Annotated in this window: 23 protein-coding genes; 10 read left to right on the forward strand and 13 right to left on the reverse strand. The window is 72.1% G+C overall.

Going from position 1 to position 23,562, the window contains the following annotated elements; translation table 11 throughout:
- Positions 1-6: 6 nt before the first annotated feature.
- Positions 7-720, forward strand: coding sequence for a polysaccharide lyase family protein (locus ACQB60_RS23265; RefSeq protein WP_496928017.1), 714 nt, complete (start codon positions 7-9; stop codon positions 718-720).
- Here the strand turns inward: ACQB60_RS23265 and ACQB60_RS23270 are convergent.
- Positions 717-1,640: a LysR family transcriptional regulator gene (locus ACQB60_RS23270; protein ID WP_496928018.1), complete on the reverse strand. Its 924-nt coding sequence runs from the start codon at positions 1,638-1,640 to the stop codon at positions 717-719. The two genes, ACQB60_RS23265 and ACQB60_RS23270, sit on opposite strands and share 4 nt — an antisense overlap.
- A gap of 99 nt (positions 1,641-1,739) precedes the next feature.
- Here ACQB60_RS23270 and ACQB60_RS23275 point away from each other — a divergent pair, with 99 nt between their 5' ends.
- On the forward strand, positions 1,740-2,846 hold the full coding sequence (locus tag ACQB60_RS23275; RefSeq protein ID WP_496928019.1) for a diaminopropionate ammonia-lyase: 1,107 nt from the start codon (positions 1,740-1,742) through the stop codon (positions 2,844-2,846).
- 7 nt (positions 2,847-2,853) lie between these two features.
- Here ACQB60_RS23275 and ACQB60_RS23280 read toward each other — a convergent pair whose 3' ends face one another.
- The gene (locus tag ACQB60_RS23280) at positions 2,854-3,951 is read right to left on the reverse strand and encodes a methyltransferase (protein WP_496928020.1); all 1,098 of its coding nucleotides are present in this window, start codon (positions 3,949-3,951) and stop codon (positions 2,854-2,856) included.
- 450 nt (positions 3,952-4,401) lie between these two features.
- On the opposite strand from ACQB60_RS23280, the gene ACQB60_RS23285 reads away from it, so the two are divergent.
- The 3 genes from ACQB60_RS23285 (at position 4,402) to ACQB60_RS23295 (ending at position 6,465) form a co-directional block, all read left to right on the forward strand.
- The gene (locus ACQB60_RS23285) at positions 4,402-4,839 is read left to right on the forward strand and encodes a subtilase-type protease inhibitor (RefSeq protein WP_496928021.1); all 438 of its coding nucleotides are present in this window, start codon (positions 4,402-4,404) and stop codon (positions 4,837-4,839) included.
- Positions 4,840-5,115: 276 nt separating this feature from the next.
- Positions 5,116-5,718: a GNAT family N-acetyltransferase gene (locus ACQB60_RS23290; RefSeq protein WP_496928022.1), complete on the forward strand. Its 603-nt coding sequence runs from the start codon at positions 5,116-5,118 to the stop codon at positions 5,716-5,718.
- 108 nt (positions 5,719-5,826) lie between these two features.
- The gene (locus tag ACQB60_RS23295) at positions 5,827-6,465 is read left to right on the forward strand and encodes a response regulator transcription factor (RefSeq protein WP_496928023.1); all 639 of its coding nucleotides are present in this window, start codon (positions 5,827-5,829) and stop codon (positions 6,463-6,465) included.
- 50 nt (positions 6,466-6,515) lie between these two features.
- Here ACQB60_RS23295 and ACQB60_RS23300 read toward each other — a convergent pair whose 3' ends face one another.
- The 9 genes from ACQB60_RS23300 to ACQB60_RS23340 all read right to left on the reverse strand — a co-directional run bounded on the left by ACQB60_RS23300 (position 6,516) and on the right by ACQB60_RS23340 (position 14,807).
- Positions 6,516-7,583, reverse strand: coding sequence for an LLM class flavin-dependent oxidoreductase (locus ACQB60_RS23300; RefSeq protein WP_496928024.1), 1,068 nt, complete (start codon positions 7,581-7,583; stop codon positions 6,516-6,518).
- Between the two features lie 70 nt (positions 7,584-7,653).
- Positions 7,654-8,511: a CPBP family glutamic-type intramembrane protease gene (locus ACQB60_RS23305; protein WP_496928025.1), complete on the reverse strand. Its 858-nt coding sequence runs from the start codon at positions 8,509-8,511 to the stop codon at positions 7,654-7,656.
- On the reverse strand, positions 8,508-9,332 hold the full coding sequence (locus tag ACQB60_RS23310) for a CPBP family intramembrane glutamic endopeptidase (RefSeq protein WP_496928026.1): 825 nt from the start codon (positions 9,330-9,332) through the stop codon (positions 8,508-8,510). Before ACQB60_RS23310 ends, ACQB60_RS23305 begins: the two co-directional genes overlap by 4 nt.
- Complete coding sequence (locus ACQB60_RS23315) at positions 9,310-10,668, reverse strand: YcaO-like family protein (protein WP_496928027.1); 1,359 nt, start codon at positions 10,666-10,668, stop codon at positions 9,310-9,312. The genes ACQB60_RS23310 and ACQB60_RS23315 overlap by 23 nt, the downstream gene beginning before the upstream one ends.
- Positions 10,661-11,704, reverse strand: coding sequence for a TOMM precursor leader peptide-binding protein (locus ACQB60_RS23320; protein ID WP_496928028.1), 1,044 nt, complete (start codon positions 11,702-11,704; stop codon positions 10,661-10,663). The genes ACQB60_RS23315 and ACQB60_RS23320 overlap by 8 nt, the downstream gene beginning before the upstream one ends.
- 23 nt (positions 11,705-11,727) lie before the next feature.
- Positions 11,728-13,026, reverse strand: coding sequence for a coproporphyrinogen-III oxidase family protein (locus ACQB60_RS23325; protein WP_496928029.1), 1,299 nt, complete (start codon positions 13,024-13,026; stop codon positions 11,728-11,730).
- Entirely contained in the window at positions 13,023-13,949 is a 927-nt protein-coding gene (locus tag ACQB60_RS23330; protein ID WP_496928030.1) for a SagB/ThcOx family dehydrogenase, read from the reverse strand. The genes ACQB60_RS23325 and ACQB60_RS23330 overlap by 4 nt, the downstream gene beginning before the upstream one ends.
- Positions 13,946-14,566 carry a VOC family protein gene (locus tag ACQB60_RS23335; protein WP_496928031.1) on the reverse strand — a complete coding sequence of 207 codons (621 nt, stop codon included), beginning with the start codon at positions 14,564-14,566 and terminating at the stop codon, positions 13,946-13,948. The genes ACQB60_RS23330 and ACQB60_RS23335 overlap by 4 nt, the downstream gene beginning before the upstream one ends.
- Before the next feature lie 70 nt (positions 14,567-14,636).
- Positions 14,637-14,807 (reverse strand): hypothetical protein, encoded by a 171-nt coding sequence (locus ACQB60_RS23340; RefSeq protein ID WP_384833147.1) that lies wholly within the window; start codon positions 14,805-14,807, stop codon positions 14,637-14,639.
- A gap of 244 nt (positions 14,808-15,051) precedes the next feature.
- Here ACQB60_RS23340 and ACQB60_RS23345 point away from each other — a divergent pair, with 244 nt between their 5' ends.
- Positions 15,052-16,035, forward strand: coding sequence for an ABC transporter ATP-binding protein (locus ACQB60_RS23345; protein WP_496928032.1), 984 nt, complete (start codon positions 15,052-15,054; stop codon positions 16,033-16,035).
- 1 nt (position 16,036) lies between these two features.
- Entirely contained in the window at positions 16,037-16,777 is a 741-nt protein-coding gene (locus tag ACQB60_RS23350; RefSeq protein ID WP_496928033.1) for an ABC transporter permease, read from the forward strand.
- Between the two features lie 24 nt (positions 16,778-16,801).
- Here ACQB60_RS23350 and ACQB60_RS23355 read toward each other — a convergent pair whose 3' ends face one another.
- On the reverse strand, positions 16,802-17,653 hold the full coding sequence (locus tag ACQB60_RS23355; protein ID WP_496928034.1) for an SAM-dependent methyltransferase: 852 nt from the start codon (positions 17,651-17,653) through the stop codon (positions 16,802-16,804).
- 237 nt (positions 17,654-17,890) lie between these two features.
- Between ACQB60_RS23355 and lpdA the strand changes: the two genes are divergently transcribed.
- Positions 17,891-19,294 (forward strand): dihydrolipoyl dehydrogenase, encoded by a 1,404-nt coding sequence (lpdA, locus tag ACQB60_RS23360; protein WP_496928035.1) that lies wholly within the window; start codon positions 17,891-17,893, stop codon positions 19,292-19,294.
- Between the two features lie 162 nt (positions 19,295-19,456).
- Positions 19,457-21,646, forward strand: a complete 2,190-nt coding sequence (locus ACQB60_RS23365; RefSeq protein ID WP_496928036.1) for an MMPL family transporter — start codon at positions 19,457-19,459, stop codon at positions 21,644-21,646.
- On the opposite strand, the gene ACQB60_RS23370 is transcribed toward ACQB60_RS23365, so the two are convergent.
- Positions 21,603-22,949: an MFS transporter gene (locus tag ACQB60_RS23370; RefSeq protein WP_496928037.1), complete on the reverse strand. Its 1,347-nt coding sequence runs from the start codon at positions 22,947-22,949 to the stop codon at positions 21,603-21,605. The two genes, ACQB60_RS23365 and ACQB60_RS23370, sit on opposite strands and share 44 nt — an antisense overlap.
- Before the next feature lie 37 nt (positions 22,950-22,986).
- Between ACQB60_RS23370 and ACQB60_RS23375 the strand changes: the two genes are divergently transcribed.
- Entirely contained in the window at positions 22,987-23,547 is a 561-nt protein-coding gene (locus ACQB60_RS23375) for a GNAT family N-acetyltransferase (protein WP_496928038.1), read from the forward strand.
- The last annotated feature ends 15 nt before the right edge of the window (positions 23,548-23,562 follow it).

Here is a 23,562-nt window from a genome sequence, read left to right on the forward strand (position 1 = left end):
GCCCACATGAAACGCACACCCCTGATCGCCACGGCGGCGGGCGCCGCCGCCTGGGGCCTGGTCGTGGCCGCGCCCGCGCAGGCGTCGGTCATCTGGAACGGCGACGCGTCCGGCGGGACCGCCGTCTTCAGCAGCATCCTGTGTGACGCGCCGGGCTCGGTGACCGCGCAGGACAACCACGACGGGCGCGGCCCGGTCTTCAAGTTCAACAAGCCGCTGGGCCTTCAACGGTGCGAGGCGCACGGTCTGAACGTGGGCGGCTCGCGCTACACGTTCCAGAACGACCACACCTACTACCTGGGCTGGGACACCTCCACCAACACCCCGGACGCGGCGACGATCTTCCAGTGGAAGTCGTACGGCACCGGCGACCAGCAACAGCAGAACTACCCGGTCCTGATGAAGGTCGAGGGCGGTTCGCTGAAGCTCTTCTACATCTCCCCCGGCGAGAACTGGACCCTCAAGTGGTCCACACCGGTCACCACCAGCACGTACAAGAGGATCGTGCTCGGCATCCACACGTCGAGCTCGGCTTCGGGCGGCTGGGTGGAGGCGTACTACAACGGCGCGAAGGTGGCGTCGTTCTCCGGCCGCACCTGGGACGACCGCGGCAACGACACCCGGTGGGGCAGCTACGGAGCGGAGGTCAAGGACAAGCGGGTCATCAACTGGATCGACGGGCTGAAGGTGGGCACGTCGTACGGGGACGTGGCCGGTTAACCCTGGGCGGTGCCGGCGCCCGCCGCCTCTCGCAGCGCCTCGCGGCAGGCCCTGATCGCGGGGTGGGTGCCGTGCCCCTCGCGGACGGCCGTGCTCAGGCGGCGGGCGCGGTGGCCCCGGGGCAGCGGGGTCAGGCCGACGGTGCGGGCGGTGGTGCCGCTCCACACCAGGTCGGGCAGGAACGCCGCGGCGTGGCCGCCCTCGACGAGGCGCAGATGGAGCAGCAGATCGCTGGACTCGAAGCGGACGTCGGGTTCGAATCCGGCGCTGCGGCACAGCGCGGTGGCCCAGCGCCGGGCCGCACTGCCCGCGGGCTCCATGACCCACGGGTGGTGCGCCAACTCCTGGAGCGCCGCGAGGGGTTGGCGGGCGCGGGGGCGGTCGGGGCGATCGGGGCGGGCGAGGTGCAGAGCGTCCTCGGCGAGCTCTTCGCACTCGGTCCCGGCCGGTCGGGGCTGGGGCAGGCCCGGGTACTCCTCGGTCACGACCACGTCGACGTCGCGGGCGAGCAGGGCGGGCAGCGACTGCTCCGGCTCGGCCTCGACGACATGGACGCGCAGCGCGGGGTGGGCCGTGCGCAGCAGCGTCAGCGCGGTGGGCAGCAGGGCGAGGGCGGCGGTCTGGAAGGCGGCGACGCGCAGCGTCCCGGTCACCTCGCTGAGAGACTCCGCGATGTCGGCCTCGGCCCGCTCGAGGCGGGCGAGGACCGCTTCGGTGTGCGCGACGAGGATCTCCGCCTGCGGGGTGAGCCGCACGCGCCGCCCCACGGGTTCCAGGAGCGGGACGCCGGCCTCGGACTCCAGTTGCGAGAGCTGCTGCGAGACGGAGGACGGGCTGTACGAGAGGGCGGCGGCGACGGCGGCCAGGGTGCCGCGGTGCTTGAGCTCGCGCAGGAGGCGCAGCCGGTGGAGGTCGAACATGGGCCCGCTCCCGTGAGGTCGATTCATCAGGTTCTTCGATGAGTATCCGTCGGAAACATGAGCTGGACCAAACGTACGGCCGACCCGCACGCTTGTCCCATGACGACCTCACGGACCACTCCTGCCTCTTGGTACGCCCGTCCCGCCGCCCGTGCCTGGACCGGTGCGACCGCACCGGACGAGGCGCGCGCCTTCCACGCGTCGCTGCCCGGCTACTCCCCCACCCCACTGACCGAACTGCCGTCGCTGGCCGCCGAACTGGGGGTCGGCCGGGTCTTCGTGAAGGACGAGTCGGCTCGGCTCGGGCTGCCCGCCTTCAAGGCGCTGGGCGCCTCGTGGGCGGTGCACCGGGTTCTGGCGGAGCGTGGCGAGGGTGCGCCGCCGGTGTGTCTGGTGACCGCGACGGACGGGAACCACGGGCGGGCGGTGGCCCGCATGGCGCGGCTCTTCGGGCAGCGGGCGCGGGTGTTCGTGCCGGACGGGGTGCACCCGGACGCGGTGGCGGCGATCGCGGCGGAGGGCGCCGCGGTCACGGCGGTCGCGGGCTCCTACGACGCGGCGGTGGAGGTGGCGGCGCGGGCCGCCGGGGCGCCGGACGCCGTACTGGTGCAGGACAGTTCATGGGAGGGCTACGAGGAGATTCCCCGGTGGATCGTGGCGGGGTACGCGACGCTGTTCGCGGAGGTCGACGAGCAACTGGCCGCCCTGGGCGCGCCGTTGCCCGACCTGGTCGCGGTGCCGGTGGGTGTGGGTTCGCTGGCGCAGGCCGCCGTCACCCACTACCGGAGCCGGGGCGCCGAGGGGCCGGCTCCGGCGCTGCTCGCGGTGGAGCCGGAGGCGGCCGCCTGTGTGCTTGCGAGCCTGCGCCAGGGTGAGCGGGTCAGCGTGGCGACCGGGGCGACGACGATGGCGGGCCTCAACTGCGGTACGCCGTCCGCACTCGCCTGGCCCGTCCTGCACGCCGGGCTCGACGCCGCGGTCGCGATCACCGACGCGGCGAGCGCGGCGGCGGCCCGGACGCTCGCCGGGCTCGGGGTCTCCTCGGGGCCCTGCGGGGCGGCCACGCTGGCGGGGGCGCGGGCCGCCCTCACCGGCGACGACGGCGCGGACCGCCGTACCGCCCTCGCCGTGGGGCCCGCCGCGACGGTCGTGCTGCTGAGCACGGAGGGCGCCGCGGCGAACCCGCAGGGAACACTCGCGTCTTGACGGTACGTCAGGCCAGGGCGGCCTCGATCAGGCAGAACGTGCTGGGGCCCGGCATCGGCGTCACCGACACGATGGTCAGGCCCGCCTGGCGGCACACCTCGTCGAAGTCGGCGCGGGTGCGCTCCCGGCCGCTCACGTTCGCCAGCATGTTGAGGTCGCTGAGGTAGCTGAAGCCCGGGCGGTCGGGTGCGACGACCTCCGGCAGGACGGGCTCCACGATCAGCACCCGCCCGTCGGGCGGCAGCGCCGCACTGCAGTGGCGGAGGATCGCCACCGCGCGGTCGTCCGGCCAGTCGTGCAGGATACTCTTGATCAGATACGCGTCGGCGCCCTCGGGGACCGAAGCGAAGAAGTCCCCGGCGACGAGCGTGCAGCGGTCGGCGAGCCCGTGGCGGCGCAGCGTCTCCGGCGCCTGGGCGAGCCCTTCCTCGGTGTCGTACACGACGCCGGTGAGCCCCGGGTTCTGCTGGAGCACGGCGGCGAGCAGCGTGCCGTCGCCGCCCCCGATGTCGGTGACCGTGGTGAAGCGGCCGAAGTCGTACGCCTGGGGCAGCACGTCGGCCGTCGACCGGGTGGCCTGGCTCATCGCGGTGTTGAACTGCGCGGACAGCTCCGGGTGTTCCTTGAGGTGGCTGAAGAAGTCGGTGCCGTAGACGGTGTCGAAGGCGGTCTCGCCGGTCCGCACGCTGTCCGCCAAGTGCTCCCAGGCGCGCGTCATCGTGGGGTCGGCGAAGATGCCCACGAGGGCCGTGACCGACTCGGGATGGCCGGGGTCGAGATAGGCCCCGGCCTCGGTGACCGCGAAGGTGCCGGGCTCCCGCTCACGCAGCAGACCGAGGCCCGCGAGGGCACGCAGCAGCCGGGTCATACCCTGCGGCTGCGCGCCGGCCTCCGCGGCCAGCTCGGCGGCCGTCCGCTCCTTGCCGCCGAACCGTTCGACGATGCCCAACTGGACCGCGGCGCGCACGGTCTGGGCCGCCAGGCCCCCGAACAGGATCGGGGCGAGCTGCTGCCACCCCGCGCCGCTCCCGCCGCGCTCCCCGCCGTTCCCGGCCGCCGCCGTGTCCGCGCTTTGCGCAGCCGTCTCCGCTTCCTCGTACGCCACGATCACACCTCTTCCGTTCGCCGCGGTGTGCGCGCCCGCCACCGCCCGATTCATAAGTTAGGTAAGCCTAACTTTGAGGCGTGGGTGCCGGAACAGCGCAATGAGCCACGGGATTTGGGGCTCCCGGGCAACACTTTCCGGTCGAAGCCCACTCCTCAAGCGCTGAACCAATTCACCATCACCCCAGCTCAGCGCGTTGTTCGCGCTTATACCAATGGATCACGTCCACATCCTGGACACCTCCCGCGGGCCCGCCGCACCCGTCGCGAGCTGGCCGAATGTTCGGTCGTTACCCGTTTACCGAACACAGGCATCCGGAAATCGACCATCCGTTTGGCCTTCACTCTCCGCACAGGCAAGACTCCTGTCCGCAGCGAACAACACATCGCTGCGAGCACACCACTGCGGGCAACACCCGCATCCTTCGGAGCAGTTGAAGAGGAGTTCCTCGTGCGTTGCGTCCTCACCACGCTGACCGCGGCCGCCACCCTCGCGGTCGGTGCCCTGGCCACGGCGGCGGGCACGGCACAGGCCGAGCCCGCGAAGCCCACCAGCCTGTACGCGCCCTCGGCCCTCGTCCTCACCCTCAGCCAGGGTGACCAGGCCACGGCCCCCGTCAGCCGCGCCGTGACCCTGACGTGCACGCCCAAGGCATCGGGGAGCCACCCCGCGCCCAGCGCCGCCTGCGCCGAACTCAGGGGCGTGAGCGGCGAGTTCGGCCAGCTCGTGAACGCCGCCCCGACAGGCGCCTGCACCAAGGAGTGGAAGCCGCAGATGGTGACCGTCGACGGGGTCTGGGAGGGCAGACGCGTCTCCTGGACCACCACGTTCGGCAACGGGTGCGAGATGCGGAACGCGCTCGCGAACGGGGTGGCGCTCTCCTTCTGAGCGGCACGCAGTGAGCGGTACTCACCGGGCGGCACGCAGTGAGCGGTACGCACCGAGCGGTACGCAGCGGGCGATGCGGACCGAGCGGCACTGACTGACTGGTACGAGCCGACGCGGGCCGACGCCGAACGGCGCCGCCCACGCGGCTCCGGCCGACCCGGGAGCCCCGGCCACCTCTCGTGGGGGGAGGCAGCCGGGCCATGGACCCGCGGGCCCCGTTCCCCGTGCGACGGGGCCCGCGCGGTTCACCCCCGTGCCCGGCCTACGATGCCGGGCATGGCATCCCGCTCCCCCGCCCGCATACGGCCCGCCCCGATCCGTACCGGGCGGCTGTACCTCGAGCCGCTGCGCACCGAGCACGCCGAGGACATGGCCGTCGTCCTCGCCGACCCGGCCCTGCACACCTTCATCGGGGGCGCCCCGGATACCGCCCCCGCGCTGCGCGCCCGCTACACGCGGATGCTCGCCGGGTGCCCCGACCCCGACATCTCGTGGTGCAACTGGGTCATCCACCTCCCCGACGAGGCAGGCCAGTTGGTCGGCACCGTGCAGGCCACGGTCGGTCCGGCCGCCCACCTCGGCCTCGGCCCCGGCACCGTCGCGGAGATCGCGTGGGTCGTGGGCACGGACTGGCAGGGGCGCGGCATCGCGTCGCAGGCCGCGCGGTCCCTCGTCGACTGGCTCGACCGGCAAGGGGTGCCCCTCGTCGTCGCGCACATCCACCCCGACCACGCCGCGTCCGCCGCCGTCGCCCGGGCCGCCGGGCTCACGCCCACGGACGACTGGCAGGACGGCGAAGTCCGCTGGCGGCGGCCCCCGTCGACCACCCCCCGCACCCCGCACCCCGAGCCGTCGGACGACGAGGGCCTGTCCGGCTGAGCGCGACATCCGAAACAGGTGCCCTGTCCGGTGTTGGCCGGATTCGCACGGGCGCCCTCACACGGCGCATGGCAGCCTTGACAAGGATGTCTTTCGGGGGAGGCAGCGGTGGAGATCAGTGACGTATTACGGACCCGGCAACGCGAGATCACCGTCCTGGTGACGGAGGACGACACACTCGACCGCAGAGCCTTCACCCGGCTGCTGCAGGACGAACCGGGACTGCGTCCGGTCGGCGCCGTGGAGGCACCGTCCGACGTGGTGCGGGAGGCCGTGCGGCTCACACCCGACGTCGTCCTGGTCGACCTGGAGCGCACCGAACGGGCCCTGGAGACGGTGGCCGCACTCCGCAGGCACTGCCCGCGCGCCCGGTGCATCGTCCTGACCACGGCGGGCGACGTGGCCCAACTGCGGGCCGCGGTCGCGGCCGGGACCTGCGGGTTCGTCCGCAAGACGGTCTCGGTGGCGGGTCTGCGGGAGGTGATCCGGCGGGTCCTCGCCGGGGAGCGCGTCCTCGACCCCGAGCTCTCGGTGCGCGCCCTGCTCGCCGAGCGATGTCCGCTCACTCCGCGCGAGTGCGAGATCCTCCGCGTCTCCCGGGAGCTTGCGACGGTGGCCGAGATAGCGGCCGCCGTCTCCTTGTCTCCCGGCACGGTGCGCAACTACCTGTCCCGGGCCATCACGAAGACGGGCGCCCGCAACCGCAAGGAGGCGGCGGAGTCGGCCACGCGGCACGGGTGGATTTAGGTCGTGCCCGTACAGTCCCGTCGTCCGCCCGGAACTGCCGGGCCCGGACCTCACCCCGTCCGGCCCGGCAACTCCGGCAGCACATCCGCGCAGAACCGCTCCACGCTCGCCCGGGCCACCGCACCGCCGACCGCGCCGAAGTCCACCTGCCACAGGAAGCCGTCGACGTCGAGGATCTCGGCGATGTGGCGGATCCGGTCGGTGACGCGGCGGGCGTCGCCGACGACGGCGCCGCCGAGGGTGCGGAACGACTCGGGGGTCATCGCGCGGATGGCCCGGCTCATCCCCGTATAGCCTCGGTAGTCGGTGGAGACCGTCGACGTCCACGCGTCCGCCGACTCCGCCCACACCCGCAGGTAGTGGGAGAGGAGCGGGTCGGCCGTGGCGCCCGCCTCGCGGTCGTCCGAGCCGACGTACAGGGGCAGGCTGGCCAGGACGCGGGGGGCACGGCCCGCATGCCCCGCCTGCTCGAAGCTCTCGCGGTACACCGCGATGTGGTCGGCCATCTCCTCCAGCGGGGTCAGCGCCGGGGTCACCAGGAGCCCGTGGCCCTGCTCGCCCGCCCACGCGAAGCTGGTGCGGGAGCGGACGGCGGCGATCCAGGTCGGCGGGTGCGGTGACTGCACGGGGCGGGGCAGCGTGGTGGCGTCGGCGAACCGGAAGAAGGGGGTGTCGACGGAGACCTTCTCCTCGGTCCACAGGCGGCGCACCGCGTCCAGGGTGGCGGTGAAGCGCTCCCGGCTGCCGTCCATCGGGACGCCGAACGCCTCGAACTCGTACGGGAGATAGGCGCGCGCGAAGCCGACGTCGAGCCGCCCGCCGCTGAGCGCGTCCACCATCGCGGTCTCGGAGGCGAGCTGGACCGGGTGGTGGAAGACCGGGAGCACGCACCCCGTCATGAGCCGCACCCGGGTGGTGACCGCGGCGACCGCCGAGAGGAAGGCGAGCGGGCTCGGACAGTAGCCGCCGTAGGCGCGCAGATAGTGCTCGGTGATCTTGACGTGGCTGAGCCCGGCCTGGTCGGCGTACCGGCTGAGGTCGAGGACCGTGCGGAAGTACTCCGGCGCGGACAGGCCGTGGGGTTCGGCATCGGGCAGGAACGACAGACCGTGCTCCATGACGTACGCACTCCTTCTTCTGCTTCTCCAGCACTCCAACTGCCGCGCACCGAAGCCCGGTTGGTCGGGCTCAGAGCACGGCGAACACGAAGAACACGACGTGCGCCACGACCAGCGGCGCCACGTCCGGGACCGCCCAGAAGACGAGTCCGTGCACGATCCCCATGACCACGCCGCCCACCACGGGGAACATGGCGCCCTGCCAGGACGACATGAAGAACGCCTGCATCACGATGAACAGCACGATCGAGGTGGTGAGGGCGACGACGGGGCCCGCGTCGCGCAACCAGGTGATCGCCACGCCCCGGAACACCAGTTCCTCGGAGGCCACTTGGACGCCGGTGAGGCCGAGCGCCGCCCACAGCGGCAGCACCTTCAGGGCGGTCAGGTGGTGGCGGATCCAGCCGCCGCGCGAGCGGCCGAGCCAGGAGCGCAGCGCCACGCCCTGGTCCTCGCGGCCGCCACCGCCGGGCGCCGCCGGGCGGGTGCGGACGGCGGTGCGTGAACGCGCTTGCAGGCGTGCGGAATTGGGGAGGCGGGAGGGCGGGGGCGCGGCCGCCCGCTGGGTCGGCTTCCCGCGTGCGAGGGTCATCTCGATCAGGGCCCGGCACAGCAGCGAGCCGAGCGCCAGTTCGCCGATGCCGAGCAGCACGCCGAGGCCGAGCAGCTGCGGGCTCGCCAGGCCGCTCACCAGCACGCCGGGGCTGATACCGGTCACCGCGAGGAGCACGGCCACCACGACGACGTGGCTGGCCCCGGCGACGGCGAGTTCCAACACGTCAGCGCGCTGTGCGGTGCCCCAGCGGGCCGGGCCGATCCGCGTCACCGCCGCCAGGTACCGGGCGGCGCGGAACAGCGCGGCCTTGCCGAGCCAGTAGTAGAGGAGCACGACGGAGACGAGGACCAGGACGCGCGTCGTGGTGTTCATGGCAGCCTCCGCCGGGTCGACGCGGCGGGGCGCGCCCGGTGGTAGCGCCACACCCCGGTGTTGAACAGGGCGTGCCCGACGACGGCGGGCAGCACCGTCCCGGTGAGCAGCACGGCGGCCGTGCACAGCGCAGCCAGGGGCAGTTTGGAGAGCACCTGTCCCCAGCCGAAGAACACGTGCGACACGGCGAAGACGAGCTGCGCTCCGAGGACCGCAACGACGGCGAGTCCGACGGTGCCGGCGCGCAGGGCGAGGCCCAACAGGACACCCCGGTAGACGAGTTCCTCGGCGGCCGCGACGGCGACCAGGAGCGGCAGGTGTACCCGCAGGTCGGCGGAGGTCGGCGCGAAGTCGTTGCAGGCCTCGATGAGCCCGGTGCGCCGCTCGGCGGGGGCCGCGGCGGCGATGGCGACCCCGGCCGGACGTGCGGCGCCCGACCGCAGCGCCACGGGCCGGTCGTCGCGCACGGAGTGTCCGGCCCGCCGCCCCCACCACCGGGTGACGGACCGGTCGGCGCGCGTGGCCGCGTACCCGACGAGCGGGCCGAGCAGCAGCCCGGCGGCCAGGCCCGCGGCCCCGGCGTCCCGCACCGGCCGCAGCACCCCGGCGCCGAGCAGCGCGGCGCCGCCGAGCACCGTGAGGGCGCAGACCCCGAGGTGCAGGCCGAGCATCGGCAGGCGGCGCGCGGCGGGCCAGCGGGTGTGCAGGTGGGAGGCGAGGGTCATGGAGGCGAGGCCGAGCATGACGACGGTGGCGGCGAGCAGCGGCCGGGTGTCGGCCGGGACCGCGCCGGTGAGTTCAGGGGAACGGATGAGGGGCATGCCGCCTGAACCCTCCGTACGCCGCGAACCGGGGATGGGCCGCCGTGGGTGCGCTGGGCAGCGGCAGCGTGAGCAGGTCGGGGCTCCAGAACCGGGGGACGACGAAGCCGAGTTCGGCGGTGTCGACGGTGGTGAGGTCGGCGCCGTAGAGGCGTTTGCCGGTGTCGTGGAAGGCTCGGATCAAGGACCGTACGGAGCGCTCCGGGTCCGGGTCTCGCGGGTCCGGCGGCAGGTCGTCGGCGCTCGCCTCGTCGCAGTCTCCGTAGCGGTCCTCGACGACGCGGGCGCCCTTGGGGGACGCGGCGAGGACGACGTTGCTCTCCAGGTCGAAGATGGCCTCGTCGCTGTCCCCCGCGGCTCCGGTGGCGTGGTCCTGGACGCTGGTCCAGGTGGCGAGGGCACGGACGCCGACGCCTTCGAGGAACGCCTTGTACATGGCGGACTCCAGGCGTTCGTCGACGCCGAGGCCCACGGCGACGGCGGGTATCTGGCCGCCGGGCTCGCGGATCAGGCAGGCGACGGTGAAGCCGGGCAGGTCGGCGCTGGGCAGCACGTGGAACTCGGGCTGCCCGCCCAGCGGGTGGCAGTGCCGGTCGATGAGGCGCAGGAGTGCGGCGCAGCGCGCGCCGGGCCGGATCCGCACCGACCGGGTGCCGCCGTACCAGTGCCCGACGGCCGCGTCGATCTGCACCATCTCCTGGAGGGCGCCGAGCGCCGCCTTGTGCGGGTCGGTGTGCGCGGCGGTGCCGGTGGTGACGGCGGGCTGCACCCAGGGCTCGCCCTCGGTGTCGCGCACCACGTAGCCGACGGTCGTCAACTGGGCGGGCAGCCACGTCTGTCGGCCGTCGCGCAGGCAGGTGAAACGGCTCCAGCCGATCGGGTCCTCCGCTCGCGGGCGACGGAAGGGGAAGCCGACGCTCGTCAACTGCTCCTCGGTGTACGGGGCATAGGCGCCGACCGGGAAGTGCGGCTCGTCGCCGAGGTCGGCCTCGGGGGCGAACCGGACGGGAAACGCCCCGCTGACGGCGGCGACGTATCCGGCGTAGCGCTCGACGACCTCGCCGAGGGTGCGGATGTGGGACTCGTAGGGGCGCACGCCGTAGCCGCCGATGTGGTAGCTGCCGAGTTTGGGGCGGGGCTGGTCGCGCAGGACGTGGACGCCGGTGAGGTCGCCGCCGGACACCATGAGGCGGGGCGCGTAGCGGGGGCGGGTGAGGAACCCGAGTTGAGGCATGAGGCCGCACAACGGGGCGTGCATGCGGCGGCGCAGCCGGCGGGTCTGCACGTCGGGCGGCTCGACCAGGCGGAGCCCGGAGTCGGTGCGCAGCTCAGGCATCGATCCACCGCCGCACGTCGAAGTAGACCTCGGTGCCGTCGCGTTCGGGCACGGTGCCGCAGGAGGGGCAGCCGGGCAGGCGGAGCACCTCGGAGTAGACCATCTCCATCGACGGCAGGTAGATGCCGAGGACCTTGCCGACGGTGCTGGTGGCGCCGGTGACCGCCATGTTGAGGGCTTCGAGGGCGGTGTGCGAGGCGAGCAGCGAGGACAGCACGCCGGTGCCGCCGTCGCCGTGTTCGGGCAGGGATCCTTCGGCGCCCGCGAGGGCCTTCTTGTAGCGCTGGTAGGCGGCGCCCTCGCGGAGGTTCATCACCACGCGGGTCTCGAAGCAGGTGAAGCAGGCCGTGCTGTCCGGGACGAAGGTCGGGCCGACCAGGAGCAGCGGTCCGTCGAGGGCCGCCTGGATCCAGGAGGTGCCGAGGGCGAGGGCGACGCGGTTGAGGGTGGCGAGGCGCAGCGGGTGCACGGCGTCGCCGATGTGCACGAGGAGGCAGCCGCGCCAGTCCTCGAACTGCTCCGCGAACCGCTCGAAGGCGAGCCCGTCCTCCAGGGTGTCGAGCGGGCACTGGTCGAGCAGGCGCAGCTGGTCGGCGCTGTCCTCGGGGCCGCTGACGGTGAGCTGTTCGTGGGCGCCGAGGAGCGCGGCCACCTGGGCCGCGGAGCTGCCGCCGCCGAGGATGCGCACGGACTCGGTCGCGGCGCGCTCGACGCGGCCGGTCGCGGTGCGGTCGAGGTAGGCGTCGAGCGCCGTGGACGGGCCGTGTTCGAGGACGGCGAGCTGGTCCAAGTGGTCGATGAGCGCTTCGAGTTCGGTGCGGGTGACCCCGGCCTCCTTGGCGAGCTGGGACCGGTCCCGGGTGCCGTCGAGGCCGCTCACCAGGGTGCTGAGGCGGCCGGCGCCGCTGTGGTCGACGAGCGTGATGGACTGGGGGTTCCAGACCCCCGAGCGCAGCTCCACGGTGTTGCGGTCGTGCGGGACCACCGAGTAGACGGACTTGATGCGCACGGTGCGGCTGGTGCGTCGCGTGGACACGGACTTCTCCTCCCGGTTGCGGTTCAGCCCATGAGTGCGGCGGCAGTCACGGACAGGTCGGTGCGCCCCTGGCGGGGTGCGTTGAGGTACTGCAGCTCGATGAAGGCGTCGGCGACGGCGTCGGGCGGCAGGCGCACCCCGTCGTCGTCGCGCACCACGGTCGTGACGGACGCGAAGAACTCCAGGAGGGTGCGGCAGGCCCGCTGGTCGAGCACCTCGTCGAAGGGGAGCCCGGTGCGCTCCTGCCACCAGTCGCGGCGCGCGCCCTCGTACGTCGTCAGGGACTGGTAGAGCATGCGGGGCGCGATGGCCGCGGAGCCGAGGGCGTAGTCCTCCTCGAAGGCGAGCGGGTCGCGGTTGTAGTCGAGGAGGCGGCCGCGGGCGTGCGAGAGGTAGCGGCCGCCGAGCACGGAGGTGGCGCCGGAGCCGAACCCGGCCCAGTCGGAGCGGAGTTGGAAGTAGGTGAGGTCGCTGTGGCAGAGGTGCCGGTCGGTGCCGAAGTGGCTCATCGCGTACTCGGGGAAGCCCGCGTCGACGAGGAGCTCGGCGCCCACGGCGTAGCCGCGTTTCTGTTCGTCGCGGTCGATGTGCCGGTTGCCGCGGCCGAGTTGGCGGCGCATCACGGTGCCGTGGGCGGGCCGGTAGGGGTAGAGCGCGACGTGGGTGAGGGGCAGACCAAGGGCGGTGCGCACGGCGTCGGCGGTCTCCTCGGGCGGTTGTCCGGGAAAGCCGCAGATCAGGTCGATGCTGATGTCGTCGAACCCGGCGTCGGCCGCGGCCCGGACGATGCGCTGGGCCTGGGCGGCGTCGTGGCTGCGGCCCAGGGTGCGCAGGCGCCGGTCGTCGAAGGACTGCACGCCGCTGCTCAGCCGCTCGAAGCCGACCTCGCGGAACGCGGCGAGCTTCTGCGGGTCGAGCGTCTCGGGGCTGCACTCGATGGTCGCCTCGCGCAGCCCGTCCCGGAGCGGGAACGCCTCGTGCAGGGCCGCGCTCACCTTGGCGATCTCGTCGAGGGTGAGGATGGAGGCGGTGCCGCCGCCCCAGTACAGGATGGTCGGCCGGTAGCCGGAGGCCGTCAACTCGGCGCCGCGTGCGGTGATTTCGTGGCAGAGGGCGTCGATGTAGCGCAGGCGCGGCTGGTCGGTCTCCTTGAGCAGGAGCTCGGCGGTGGGGACCTCGGTGACCCAGTCGCAGAAGTGGCACTTGGAGCGGCAGAACGGGATGTGCAGATAGACCAGGAGCTCGCGGTCCGCCCCTGCGCGCTCCGTCTCTGCGCGCCCCGTCCCTGCGCGCTCCGTCCCCTCGTACGGGCTGCTGTTCACTCCAGCCTCCCGAGCACCACCGTGTGCACCGCGGCCCGCAGCACCCCGTCGACGCCGAGCGCCGCGTGCAGGTCGTCGTCGACGAAGCTGGCGCAGTCGGTGGAGCCGAGGCCGAGCGAGGTGACGGCCAGGTGCATGTTCTGGGCGATGCTGCCGGACTCGTGCAGGACGAAACGCAGGCCGCGCGGCCCGTACTTGCGCATGCTCCGCCAGGGGCTCGCGACCAGCACGACGAGCGCGGCCGCGGTGTCGAAGGCGATGGAGGTGCCCGGCGTGGTGAAGGCGTCGAGGACCCGGTCGACCCCGGCCTGGCCGTCCTCCTTGACCAGGACGTCGCGCACCGGCTGGTAGCGGTACACGCCGACGTCGAGCCCGGTCACGTCGAGGGCCACGACGTGCAGCGCGATCGGGAAGAGGCCGCCGCCGCTGGGCGCGGTGCGGAAGCGGAACGTCTCGTGGCCGCCGCGCAGCAGCTCCACGTCGGCCTCCGCCGTCAGTCCGTCGGCGAGCCGCAGGACGGTCGCCAACTCGGCGGCGGCGATGGGGTCTCCGCTGTAGCGGCGGACGCTGCGGCGGCGCATCAGGGCCTCACCGAGCTCCATGGCGGCGGGCACCGAAGCGGGCAGCTCGGTGCGCTGATGGCTCGCCACCGGGTCGTCGTCGAGCTGGGCGAGGGTGGTGACCATGGGGTCGCCGAAGTAGTCGGTGGCCGACAGGACGCCCTCGCGGTCGTGGGCGCGCAGCCTGCTGGCGGTCAGGAACTCCTCGGCGACGCGGCTGCCGGTGGCGCCGGGCGGCTCGGCGCCCAGGTTGTCGAAGCGCAGCTGGTGCGTGCGCACGCCCACGGCACGCGCCTCCGGTGCAAGGACGCGGTAGGCGTTGATGCCGAGGCTGAACTGGGTGAGACCGGAATCCTCGTTCATGCGGTGGGCCCTCCTGACGGGTCCGCTCGGTCGTCGTCGGATGCCGCGGCGTCGCCGGAGGCGTCGGGTCCGTCGAACATCTCGGTGGTGGCGGGCACGCGCCGGGCGAGCGCGATCGACTGGTCCTTCAACTGCTCCTCGCTGACCGGGTTCGCGTACGTGCCGAGCGCGAAGGTGGCGTGCGCCCACTCGCTGAGCTCGACGATCCCCATGCGGTTGCCCTCGGCGTCGTTCAGGCTCGCGCCGCGGCCCATGGAGTCGCCCGCCTCGCCCCGGTAGAAGGGGCTGTCCCGGAATTGATCACGGAACTCCTCGCGGATCTTCTTGGGCAGCGGAAGGTCATAGGGGCCGGCCACCACGGTTCCGCCCGCCGCCTTCCACGCGGCGAGCGCCGCGTCTATGTCGTCGACGGCGAACATCACGGTCACACCCTCGCCCGGGAAATGCCGCTTGTTCACGGTGAGCAGGATCCCGTCGCTCGACACCGGCGCATGGAAAGAAATCTGTCCGGGCGCGAGCGAACGGGCGAGCCGAAGACCGAGAAAGTCCTCGTAGAACTCAATTCCGGCGTCGACGTCATCGACGGGCACATTGATGATGACTGGTTTGGGAATCATCTCTTCTCCTCACGGCGGCGGGGTGCCCAGGGAGGTGCCGGGCGCAGCGCTGCGCCCGGCACCCCTTAGCTCAGCTCAGCGGCCGCACAACGGCGCCGCAGGACGTGGACGTGCACCCCGCGCAACAGGACGACGCACCCGGCACGACGACGCCGAAGGCGCCGCTGTCCGCGGCCGACACCAGGCCGGGCTGGAGAGCCGAACTACGGTGCTCGACGACGATCACACTCTCGATCTTCATCAGAATTCACCTCCTGGATCATTTATCGATGGACGTACGGAGCTCGAATTCAGAATGCCCCGCACAAGTGCCAAAGTATGGGAAGCGAGAACGCCGACTGTCAATGTCTGGATTCTCGAACGGGCGTCATCAATAAACGATTACAAATGTCACCGGTAAGGGATTACACACCTGTTTTCAAAAATGATCTCCTGCTACGCTGGCGCGGTTTACAAGCGTCGAATGGGACGGGGTGGGGGCGGGGATGACAGCGGCAGCGGCGGAGATCCTGGTGCGCATTCGGGAGGTCGACGTCGTCCGGCGGCGCGGCTCCACCCGGGTGCGGGCCCTGTCCGGGGTCAGCCTCGACGTGCGGCGCGGCGAACGCGTGGCGCTGCTGGGCGCCAACGGCGCGGGCAAGACCACGCTCACCCACGTCCTGCTGGGGCTGCTGCCGCCGCAGACCGGCACCGTCGAGGTGCTCGGCGGCTCCCCCGCCCCGGCGCTCGCGGCCGGCGAACTCGGCGCGATGCTCCAGGAGGCCGGACTGATGCGCAATGTGCGCGTCGGCGAACTCCTCACCCTGGTCACCGAGTTGTACGGGCGCCGCGACAGCGCCGACGTCCTCGCCGAGACCGGGTTACGGGAGTTGCGCAAGCGGCCGGTGGAACAGCTCTCCGGGGGCGAGCGGCAGCGGCTGCGCCTCGGTCTCGCCCTCGCGGGGCTGCCCCGGCTGCTCTTCCTCGACGAGCCCACCGTCGCCCTGGACGTCGCCGCCCGGGCCCGCTTCTGGGACATCCTCAACGAGCGTGCGCAGGGCGGCGCCACGGTCCTGTTCACCACGCACTACCTGCACGAGGCGGAGCAGTTCGCCGACCGCGTCGTGGTGCTGCGGGCGGGCCGGATCGTCGCGGACGGCACGGTCGACGAGCTGCGCTCGGCCTTCACCGAGAGCCGGATCTCCTTCCGTGCGGACGAACCGCTCTCCGAGGGAATGCTGCGCGGACTGCCCGGAGTTCGGACAGTTGAACAGCACCCCGCCACCGAACAGCGCGCGGCCACCCACGTGTTGACGACCAACGACAGCGACGCGACCCTCGCCGCGCTCTACGCGAAGGTCGCCGGCACGGGCGGGATCGCCCTGCGCGGCGTCGCACTGACCTCCGCGTCGCTGGAGGACGCGGTGTCCGAACTGCTCACGCCGCCCCAGGACGAAGAGGGCGCACCGACGCCGAAGGGGGCGGCCTGACATGCTGCGCTACGCAAAGCTGGACACGCTGTGCCTCATCCGCAGCGTCTACTTCCTCACCTTCTCCGTGCTGTTCTCGGCGGGCTTCTACCTCATGTTCACCGTGGTGGCGTCCGACGCACTCTCCGACAGCCCGCAGTTCGCCCGCGACTACATGCTCTCCATGTCGGTGTCGGGCGCCTTCTTCGGGGCGCTGAACGGCGCGGGCATCCGCCTCGGCGCCGAGCGCGGCGAGGGCTGGGCCCGCCAGGTGCTCCTCACCCCGCTGACCGGCCCCGCCTACCTCGGCGCGAAGGCCCTCACGGCGTGGCTGGCCACCCTGCCCGCGACCGTCGTGGTCTTCGCGCTCGGCGCGCTGGTCAACGACGTGTCGATGCCCGCGGGCGACTGGCTCGCCGCGCTCGGCGTGATCTGGGGCGCGAGCCTGGTGTTCGTGGTGGCGGGGCTCGCGGTGGGACTGGTCGCGGTCGGCGAGGCCGCCCAGTTCACCTGCCTCGGCGTCTTCTTCCCGCTGGCGCTGCTCGGCGGACTCTGGTTCCCGCTCGACGACTTCCCGGCCGGACTGCGCCGCGCCGCCGACTACTTGCCGACGCGCGCCCTCGACCAGCTCGCCACGCTCGTCACCCCCGGAGACGCGGGCACGTCGTGGGTGCGTCCGCTCCTGGTCCTTGTCTGCTGGGGCGCGGTGCTCGCCGGGGTGGTCATGAGCCGGTCCCGGCCCGCCGTGCTGGCCCGGGTGTAGTCCCGCTCCGCGCCCTTACGGGCCTCACGGCTTGCGGAGCACTCCCCCGTACTCGTAGATCCCGGTCTTCGCGTCGGTGGCCCCCAGGTAGGGGCGCAGGTCGTCGTGGACCGGGGCGAGGGCGGGCTGTCCGGGGTCGGGGCGCCAGTCGACGAGGTCGACCAGGCCCGGGTCGAGGGGTTCCAGGCCGTCGAGGAGGGCGTCGACCTCGGCGGGCGTGCGGGTCTGCCAGGGGACGCCGCCGCCGGAGATGTGCGCCGTCATCGCGGCGCCCCTGACCGGGTCGTCGGCGACCACCTGGGAGAGTCCGAGCAGACTGCCGGGCGCCGCGCGGTCGAGGACGGTGCGCAGCACGCGCCGGGGGTCGTCGGCGTCGGTGAGGTGGTGCACCACGGACAGGAACAGCACCGCGACGGGCTCGTCGAAGTCGATCAGGCGGGCCACGTCCGGGTGGGCGAGGACGGCGTCCTGGTCGCGCATGTCGGCGGTGATCACGGCGGTGCTCGCGTCGTCGGACAGCAGGGCGCGGCCGTGGGCGAGGACGATGGGGTCGATGTCCACGTAGACGACGCGGGTGTCGGGCGCGAAGCGCTGGGCGACCTGGTGGACGTTGTCGTCGGTGGGCAGTCCGCAGCCCATGTCGAGGAACTGGCGGATGCCCGCCTCGCGGGTCAGATGGCGCACCACGCGGTAGAGGAACTCACGGTTCTGCCGGGCGATGTCGACGCACTCGGGGAAGTGCGGGAGCGTGGAGAGCAGGAAGTTCCGGTCGACCTCGTAGTTGTCCTTGCCGCCGAGCATCCAGCCGTAGGCGCGCGCCGACGTCGGTATGTCGTAGGGAATGGACGGCTTCTCGGCGGCGCTGTCACTGACCATGGCGCGACACTATCCCGTGATCCACGTTCGGGTGAACCCGTCCCGGAGTCGCCAACACCAGGGCGGGGAACGGGGGTTGGGGCGCCCGGCGGTACCGTCGCACGGTGTCCCGGACATACGGAGTGCCGTACTCCCGAACTCAGCACCGTGGCGTACGCCACCCGGCCGCCATCCGGGCCGCCCGATGACGGATGATCTACGCATAGGGCCAACCGAATCACCAGAGAGGACCTCCCCATGGAAGAGCGCTTCGACGTCGTCGTGCTCGGAGCAGGACCGGGCGGCTACGTGGCCGCGATCCGCGCCGCCCAGCTGGGCAAGCGCGTAGCGGTCGTCGAGGAGAAGTACTGGGGCGGTGTCTGTCTCAACGTGGGCTGCATCCCGACCAAGGCCCTCCTGCGCAACGCCGAGCTGGCGCACATCTTCAACCACGAGGCGAAGACCTTCGGCATCAAGGTGGACGGCCAGGTCTCCTTCGACTACGGCCAGGCGTACAGCCGCAGCCGCGAGGTCGCGGACGGCCGGGTCAAGGGCGTCCACTTCCTGATGAAGAAGAACAAGATCACGGAGTACGACGGCCGGGGCACCTTCCTGGACGCCAACACCCTCCAGGTCGCCAAGTCCGACGGCACCACGGCGACGATCTCCTTCGAGAACTGCATCATCGCGACCGGCGCCACCCCGAAGCTGCTGCCCGGCACCAGCCGCAGCGACCGCGTCGTCACGTACGAGGAGCAGATCCTCAGCCAGGACGTGCCGCAGTCCATCGTGATCGCGGGCGCCGGCGCCATCGGCATCGAGTTCGCCTACGTCCTGCACAACTACGGCGTGAAGGTCACCATCGTCGAGTTCCTCGACCGGATCGCGCCGCTGGAGGACGCCGACGTCTCCAAGGAGCTCGCCAAGCAGTACCGCAAGCTCGGCATCGACGTGCTGACCTCGACGCGCGTCGAGTCCATCGACGAGTCGGGCCCGCAGGTGCGCGTGACGGTCACCGCCAAGGACGGCGCGCAGCAGGTCCTGGAGGCCGACAAGGTCCTGCAGGCCATCGGCTTCGCGCCGAACGTGACGGGCTACGGCCTGGAGGCCACGGGCGTGGCGCTGACCGAGCGCGGCGCGATCGACATCGACGGCCGCGGCCGGACGAACGTGCCGAACATCTACGCCATCGGCGACGTGACCGCGAAGCTGATGCTCGCGCACACCGCCGAGTCCATGGGCATCGTGGCCGCCGAGACCATCGCGGGCGCCGAGACCATGGAGCTCGACTACCCGATGATCCCGCGCGCGACCTACTCGCAGCCGCAGATCGCCAGCTTCGGCTGGACCGAGGCGCAGGCCAAGGAGAAGGGCTTCGACGTCAAGGTCGCGAAGTTCCCCTTCACCGCGAACGGCAAGGCGCACGGCCTCGGCGACTACGTCGGCTTCGTGAAGGTCATCGCGGACGCCACGCACGGCGAGATCATCGGCGCCCACCTGATCGGCCCGGACGTCACGGAGCTGCTGCCCGAGCTGACCCTGGCCCAGCAGTGGGACCTGACCGTGCACGAGGTCGCGCGCAACGTGCACGCGCACCCGACGCTCGGCGAGGCCGTCAAGGAAGCGGTGCACGGCCTGGCCGGGCACATGATCAACTTCTGATCGACTCCTGATCGGCTTCCGACCGGGCGCGGGACCGGTCCCTGACCGGCGCCCGCCCCGCCCACCGGCCCCGTCACTCCTCCGAGTGGCGGGGCCGACCGGTCCGGAAGATCATGGCGGAACGCGACTGAACGCCTCGGGGGCGAGGAGAGGCAGTTCCGCATGTTTGCTGGCCTGGGCCGATTCGTCGTCCGCCGTGCCTGGTGGATCATCATTGCGTGGGTGGTGGCGGCCGGTGCCGTGATCTCGCTGGCGCCGAAGCTCACCTCCAGCTCCGACGAGGCGAGCTTCCTTCCCGACCACTACGAGTCGATCCGCGCCGCCGACGTCCAGGAGAAGGACTTCCCCCAGCAGGAGAACGTCGGGGCGATCATCGTCTTCCAGCGCTCCGACGGCGGGAAGCTCACCGAGGCCGACTCCGCGAACGTGGTGCGCATCTCCAAGGACCTGCAGGCCAAGCAGATCCCTGACGTCCAGCAGATCGTGCCGGGCGAGGTCTCGCCCAACAAGCTGGTGCAGACGGCCATGGTGGCGATGCCGAAGGTCACCAACCCCGAGGACACCAAGCAGCAGGACGCGGTCAAGGACCTGCGCGCCGACCTGAAACCGGAGTTGAAGGGCACGGACCTGTCGGCCGGGATCACCGGCTCCGCAGCCCAGGCCCTGGACGAGAGCGACGCGTCGAAGAAGGCGGGCATGCTCGTCGGCGTCGGCACGATCGTCATCATCATCGTGCTGCTCCTCGTGATCTTCCGGAGCCCGATCATCGCGTTCCTGCCCGTCGTCCTGATCGGCCTGATCTCGCCGATGGCAACCGGCCTGATCGCCGCCGCCAACAAGGCGTTCGACATGAAGGCGGACTCCTCGATCCAGGAGCTGCTGACCGTCGTCCTGTTCGGCGTCGGCACGGACTACATCCTGTTCCTGCTCTTCCGCTACCGGGAGGCGCTGCGCGCGGGCGAGGACCCCAAGGGCGCGATGGTGCACGCCGTCGAGCGGGTCGGCGAGGCCATCACCTCGGCGGCGGGCGCCGTCATCGTCGCCTTCGCCGCACTCACGCTCTCCTCGCTCGGCATGCTCCGCTCGATGGGCCCCGCCCTGGCCATCGCCGTGTTCCTGACGCTGCTGGCCGGGCTCACGCTGGTACCCGCGGTGGTCTCCAAGCTCGGCACGAAGGTCTTCTGGCCCTCGAAGTCCTGGCAGCGCGAACCGCACGGCACGGGCTTCGCCAAGCTCGGCGGCTCGATCGCCCGCAAGCCCGCCGTATGGGCCGTCGTCTCCGCCCTGTTCATGGGCGCACTGGCGCTCGGCGCGCTCGGCTACAAGGCCAACTTCGACCTGGCCGGGTCCTCGCTGCCCAAGACCAAGGAGTCGATGGTCGCCCTGAAGAACCTCCAGAAGGGCTTCCCCGCGGGCACCACCGACCCGACCTCCGTCTATCTGACCTCCACCACCGACAAGCCGGTCCCGGACGCCGAGGCCGACGCCTTCCGCACGAAGCTCGCGAACGTCAAGGGCGTGGGCCAGGTGGCCAAGCCGGTCATGAGCCCGGACAGGTCCACCGCCTCGTACTCCGTGATCCTGTCCGATCCGCCCGCCTCCGACCAGGCGCTCGCGACGGTCAAGGACCAGCTGCGCCCCGCCGCGCACGCCGACGCGCCACCGGGGACGAAGGCCCTCGTCGGCGGCATCACCGCGGTGTACGTCGACATCAACAAGGCCGTGGACCGCGACTATTCGGTGGTCTTCCCGGTGGCGGCGATCTGCATCATGGTCATCCTCGGCCTGCTCCTGCGCAGCCTGGTGGCGCCCTGGTACCTGATGCTGTCCGTGGCCCTCGGGTTCGGCGCGACGCTGGGTGCGACCTCGCTCCTGTTCACGAAGATCGGCAGCCAGCCGGGCCTGATGTTCATGCTGCCCGTGATCATGTACTTGTTCGTGGTCGCGCTCGGCACGGACTACAACATCCTGATGGTCTCCCGCCTGCGCGAGGAGGCCCGCGAGGGGCGCAGCCCGCACGACGCGGCGGGCACTGCGGTACGCCACTCCGGGCCGACCATCGGCTCCGCGGGCGTCATCCTGGCGGGCACCTTCGCGACGCTGATGCTGGCGGGCAACTCCACGCTCTCCCAGATGGGCTTCTCGCTCTCGTTCGGCATCGCGATCGCGGCATTCATCATGGCGATGCTCTTCACCCCCTCGCTCACGGCCCTCATCGGCCACGCGGCATGGTGGCCGGGGCACGGGGACCAGAAGCGCAACGGGTCGACGGACACACCGAGTTCGGGCCCGACGCCGCCCGCACCGGCTACGGGGCCGGGGCCGTCCGACGGGAGCGCCCCACCCCGGTGAACGCGCCGAGCAGCGCGATCGCCGTCACACAGCCGCCCACGGCCAGACACACCGCGGCGACCCCGAACCCGGCGGTCGCCGCGGTGACGGCCGCGGCGCCGAGCGGCCCGAGGGCGGAGTGCAGGGTCCAGAACGCGGCGGTGACCCGGCCTAGCAGATGCCCCGGCGTGACCTCCTGGCGCAGCGACATCGAGCTGATGCCCGCGATGCCGGTGCCGCACAGCATCCCGGCGGCCAGCACACCGAGCACCACGACGCTCGACGAGAGCCCGAGCACGCTCACACATGCGCCCGTCACCGTGGTCGCCCCGATCCACACGGCCCCGAACCCGACCCGCTCGCGCAGCCGGGCGACCGCCAGCGAACCGAGCAGGGTGCCGAGTGTGCCCGCGGCCAGGACGTAGCCGACGGTGCTCTCCGCATGCCCGAGATCCTCTTTCACCCGGAAGATGAGCACGTCGGTGATCCCGTACGTGAGAAAGGTGATCCCGGACAGCAGGACGGTGAGGGGCCGCAGCACCGGATGCCGCCACAGGAACCGGGCACCCGCCAGGAACTCCCCCTTCACACCGTCCTGTTGCCCCTCGGGCCGCCCCGCCGCCCGGACCTTCACGGAGAGGATGCCGAGGGCCGAGACCGCGAACGTCACCGCGTCGACCCCGATGGCGGCCGCCGCCCCGAACGCGGCGGCGACCAGCCCCGCGAGCGCGGGACCGGCCACGCTCACCACGGCGTACGAGGCGTACAGGTGGCCGTTGGCGCGGGTGATCTGGCCGGGCTCCACGATGCCGGGCACCACGGTGACGTACGTGACCTGGAAGAGCATCGAGAAGACCCCGGCGACCGGGACGACGGCGTACAGCAGCCACACCGGGCTCGCGAAGAGCCAGACCAGCGGGATCAGCGCGTACAGCACACAGCGCACCGCGTCGGCGGCCATGAGCAGCCGCCGCCGGTCCACGCGGTCGGCCACCACCCCGGCGAAGATCCCCGTCACGATCGAGGCGACCCCGGTGAGCGCGGTGACAAGTCCCATCTGCAGCACGGAGCCCGTGCTGTGCAGCACCAGGAGCGGCACGGCCACCGCGGAGAAGGAGTCACCGAGAGCGGACAGGGTCTGAACGCCAAGAAAGACACGGTAGTTGGGGTTGCGCCACAGAGAACCGCGCGCAGCCCCCCGGCCGGGCCCCCGGGGGTTGCTTCCGCCGACTCCGAGACTCCCCCGCGCCCGGGCTTCTCCCCCGCCGCCATGGCCGCCGCCTCCCGCTGCCGGTCCGCCCCGATGCGAACGCGAGGAGACCACGTGGGGCCGACACCTGTCCAGACCATAGCCTCACACCATGACGCCCCAGACCGACCCCGCTTCCCCCATCGCCACCCCGCCGGTTCCCCGCATCCGCCCGCGCGCCACCGCCGACCTCGACGCCTGCGTCCGGGTCCTCGCCGCCGTGCACGCCCACGACGGCTATCCGGTGAACTGGCCCCGGCAGCCCCGGCAGTGGCTCGCCGGGACGGCGCAGAGCGGTGCGTGGGTGGCGGAGCTCGACGGTGCGGTGGTCGGGCACATCGGGCTCGCGCGGGCCGGCGACGGCGACGCGGCGCCCGGCCTGTTCAGCAGCCACGCAGGGGTGAGCACGGCCGAGACCGCCGTGGTGAGCAGGCTGTTCGTGTCCCCGGACGCCCGCGGCCACCGGATCGGCGCCCTGCTCCTCGAACACGCCGTACGGGAGGCGCACGGCCTCGGCCTGCACCCGGTGCTCGACGTCGTGGCCACGGACACGGCGGCGACCGCGCTGTACGAGCGGCAGGGCTGGGAGCTCCTCGCCACGACCGAGCAGCGGTGGGCCCCGGGCCGGACCGTCGTGGTGCACAGCTACGCGGCAGGGCGCGACGGCGCGTGAAGTCCGGCCCCGCCG

The organism is Streptomyces odontotermitis (genome assembly GCF_050510915.1).
GTDB lineage: Bacteria > Actinomycetota > Actinomycetes > Streptomycetales > Streptomycetaceae > Streptomyces.

Bases quoted from the DNA above. Each gene is read 5' to 3' on its own strand.
- ACQB60_RS23270 (WP_496928018.1), bottom strand. From the start codon at position 1,640: ATGTTCGACCTCCACCGGCTGCGCCTCCTGCGCGAGCTCAAGCACCGC.
- ACQB60_RS23330 (WP_496928030.1), bottom strand. From the start codon at position 13,949: ATGAACGAGGATTCCGGTCTCACCCAGTTCAGCCTCGGCATCAACGCC.
- ACQB60_RS23265 (WP_496928017.1), top strand. From the start codon at position 7: ATGAAACGCACACCCCTGATCGCCACGGCGGCGGGCGCCGCCGCCTGG.
- ACQB60_RS23310 (WP_496928026.1), bottom strand. From the start codon at position 9,332: ATGCCCCTCATCCGTTCCCCTGAACTCACCGGCGCGGTCCCGGCCGAC.
- ACQB60_RS23300 (WP_496928024.1), bottom strand. From the start codon at position 7,583: ATGGAGCACGGTCTGTCGTTCCTGCCCGATGCCGAACCCCACGGCCTG.
- lpdA (WP_496928035.1), top strand. From the start codon at position 17,891: ATGGAAGAGCGCTTCGACGTCGTCGTGCTCGGAGCAGGACCGGGCGGC.
- ACQB60_RS23355 (WP_496928034.1), bottom strand. From the start codon at position 17,653: ATGGTCAGTGACAGCGCCGCCGAGAAGCCGTCCATTCCCTACGACATA.
- ACQB60_RS23375 (WP_496928038.1), top strand. From the start codon at position 22,987: ATGACGCCCCAGACCGACCCCGCTTCCCCCATCGCCACCCCGCCGGTT.
- ACQB60_RS23365 (WP_496928036.1), top strand. From the start codon at position 19,457: ATGTTTGCTGGCCTGGGCCGATTCGTCGTCCGCCGTGCCTGGTGGATC.
- ACQB60_RS23350 (WP_496928033.1), top strand. From the start codon at position 16,037: ATGCTGCGCTACGCAAAGCTGGACACGCTGTGCCTCATCCGCAGCGTC.
- ACQB60_RS23275 (WP_496928019.1), top strand. From the start codon at position 1,740: ATGACGACCTCACGGACCACTCCTGCCTCTTGGTACGCCCGTCCCGCC.
- ACQB60_RS23345 (WP_496928032.1), top strand. From the start codon at position 15,052: ATGACAGCGGCAGCGGCGGAGATCCTGGTGCGCATTCGGGAGGTCGAC.
- ACQB60_RS23315 (WP_496928027.1), bottom strand. From the start codon at position 10,668: ATGCCTGAGCTGCGCACCGACTCCGGGCTCCGCCTGGTCGAGCCGCCC.
- ACQB60_RS23335 (WP_496928031.1), bottom strand. From the start codon at position 14,566: ATGATTCCCAAACCAGTCATCATCAATGTGCCCGTCGATGACGTCGAC.
- ACQB60_RS23340 (WP_384833147.1), bottom strand. From the start codon at position 14,807: ATGAAGATCGAGAGTGTGATCGTCGTCGAGCACCGTAGTTCGGCTCTC.
- ACQB60_RS23305 (WP_496928025.1), bottom strand. From the start codon at position 8,511: ATGAACACCACGACGCGCGTCCTGGTCCTCGTCTCCGTCGTGCTCCTC.
- ACQB60_RS23290 (WP_496928022.1), top strand. From the start codon at position 5,116: ATGGCATCCCGCTCCCCCGCCCGCATACGGCCCGCCCCGATCCGTACC.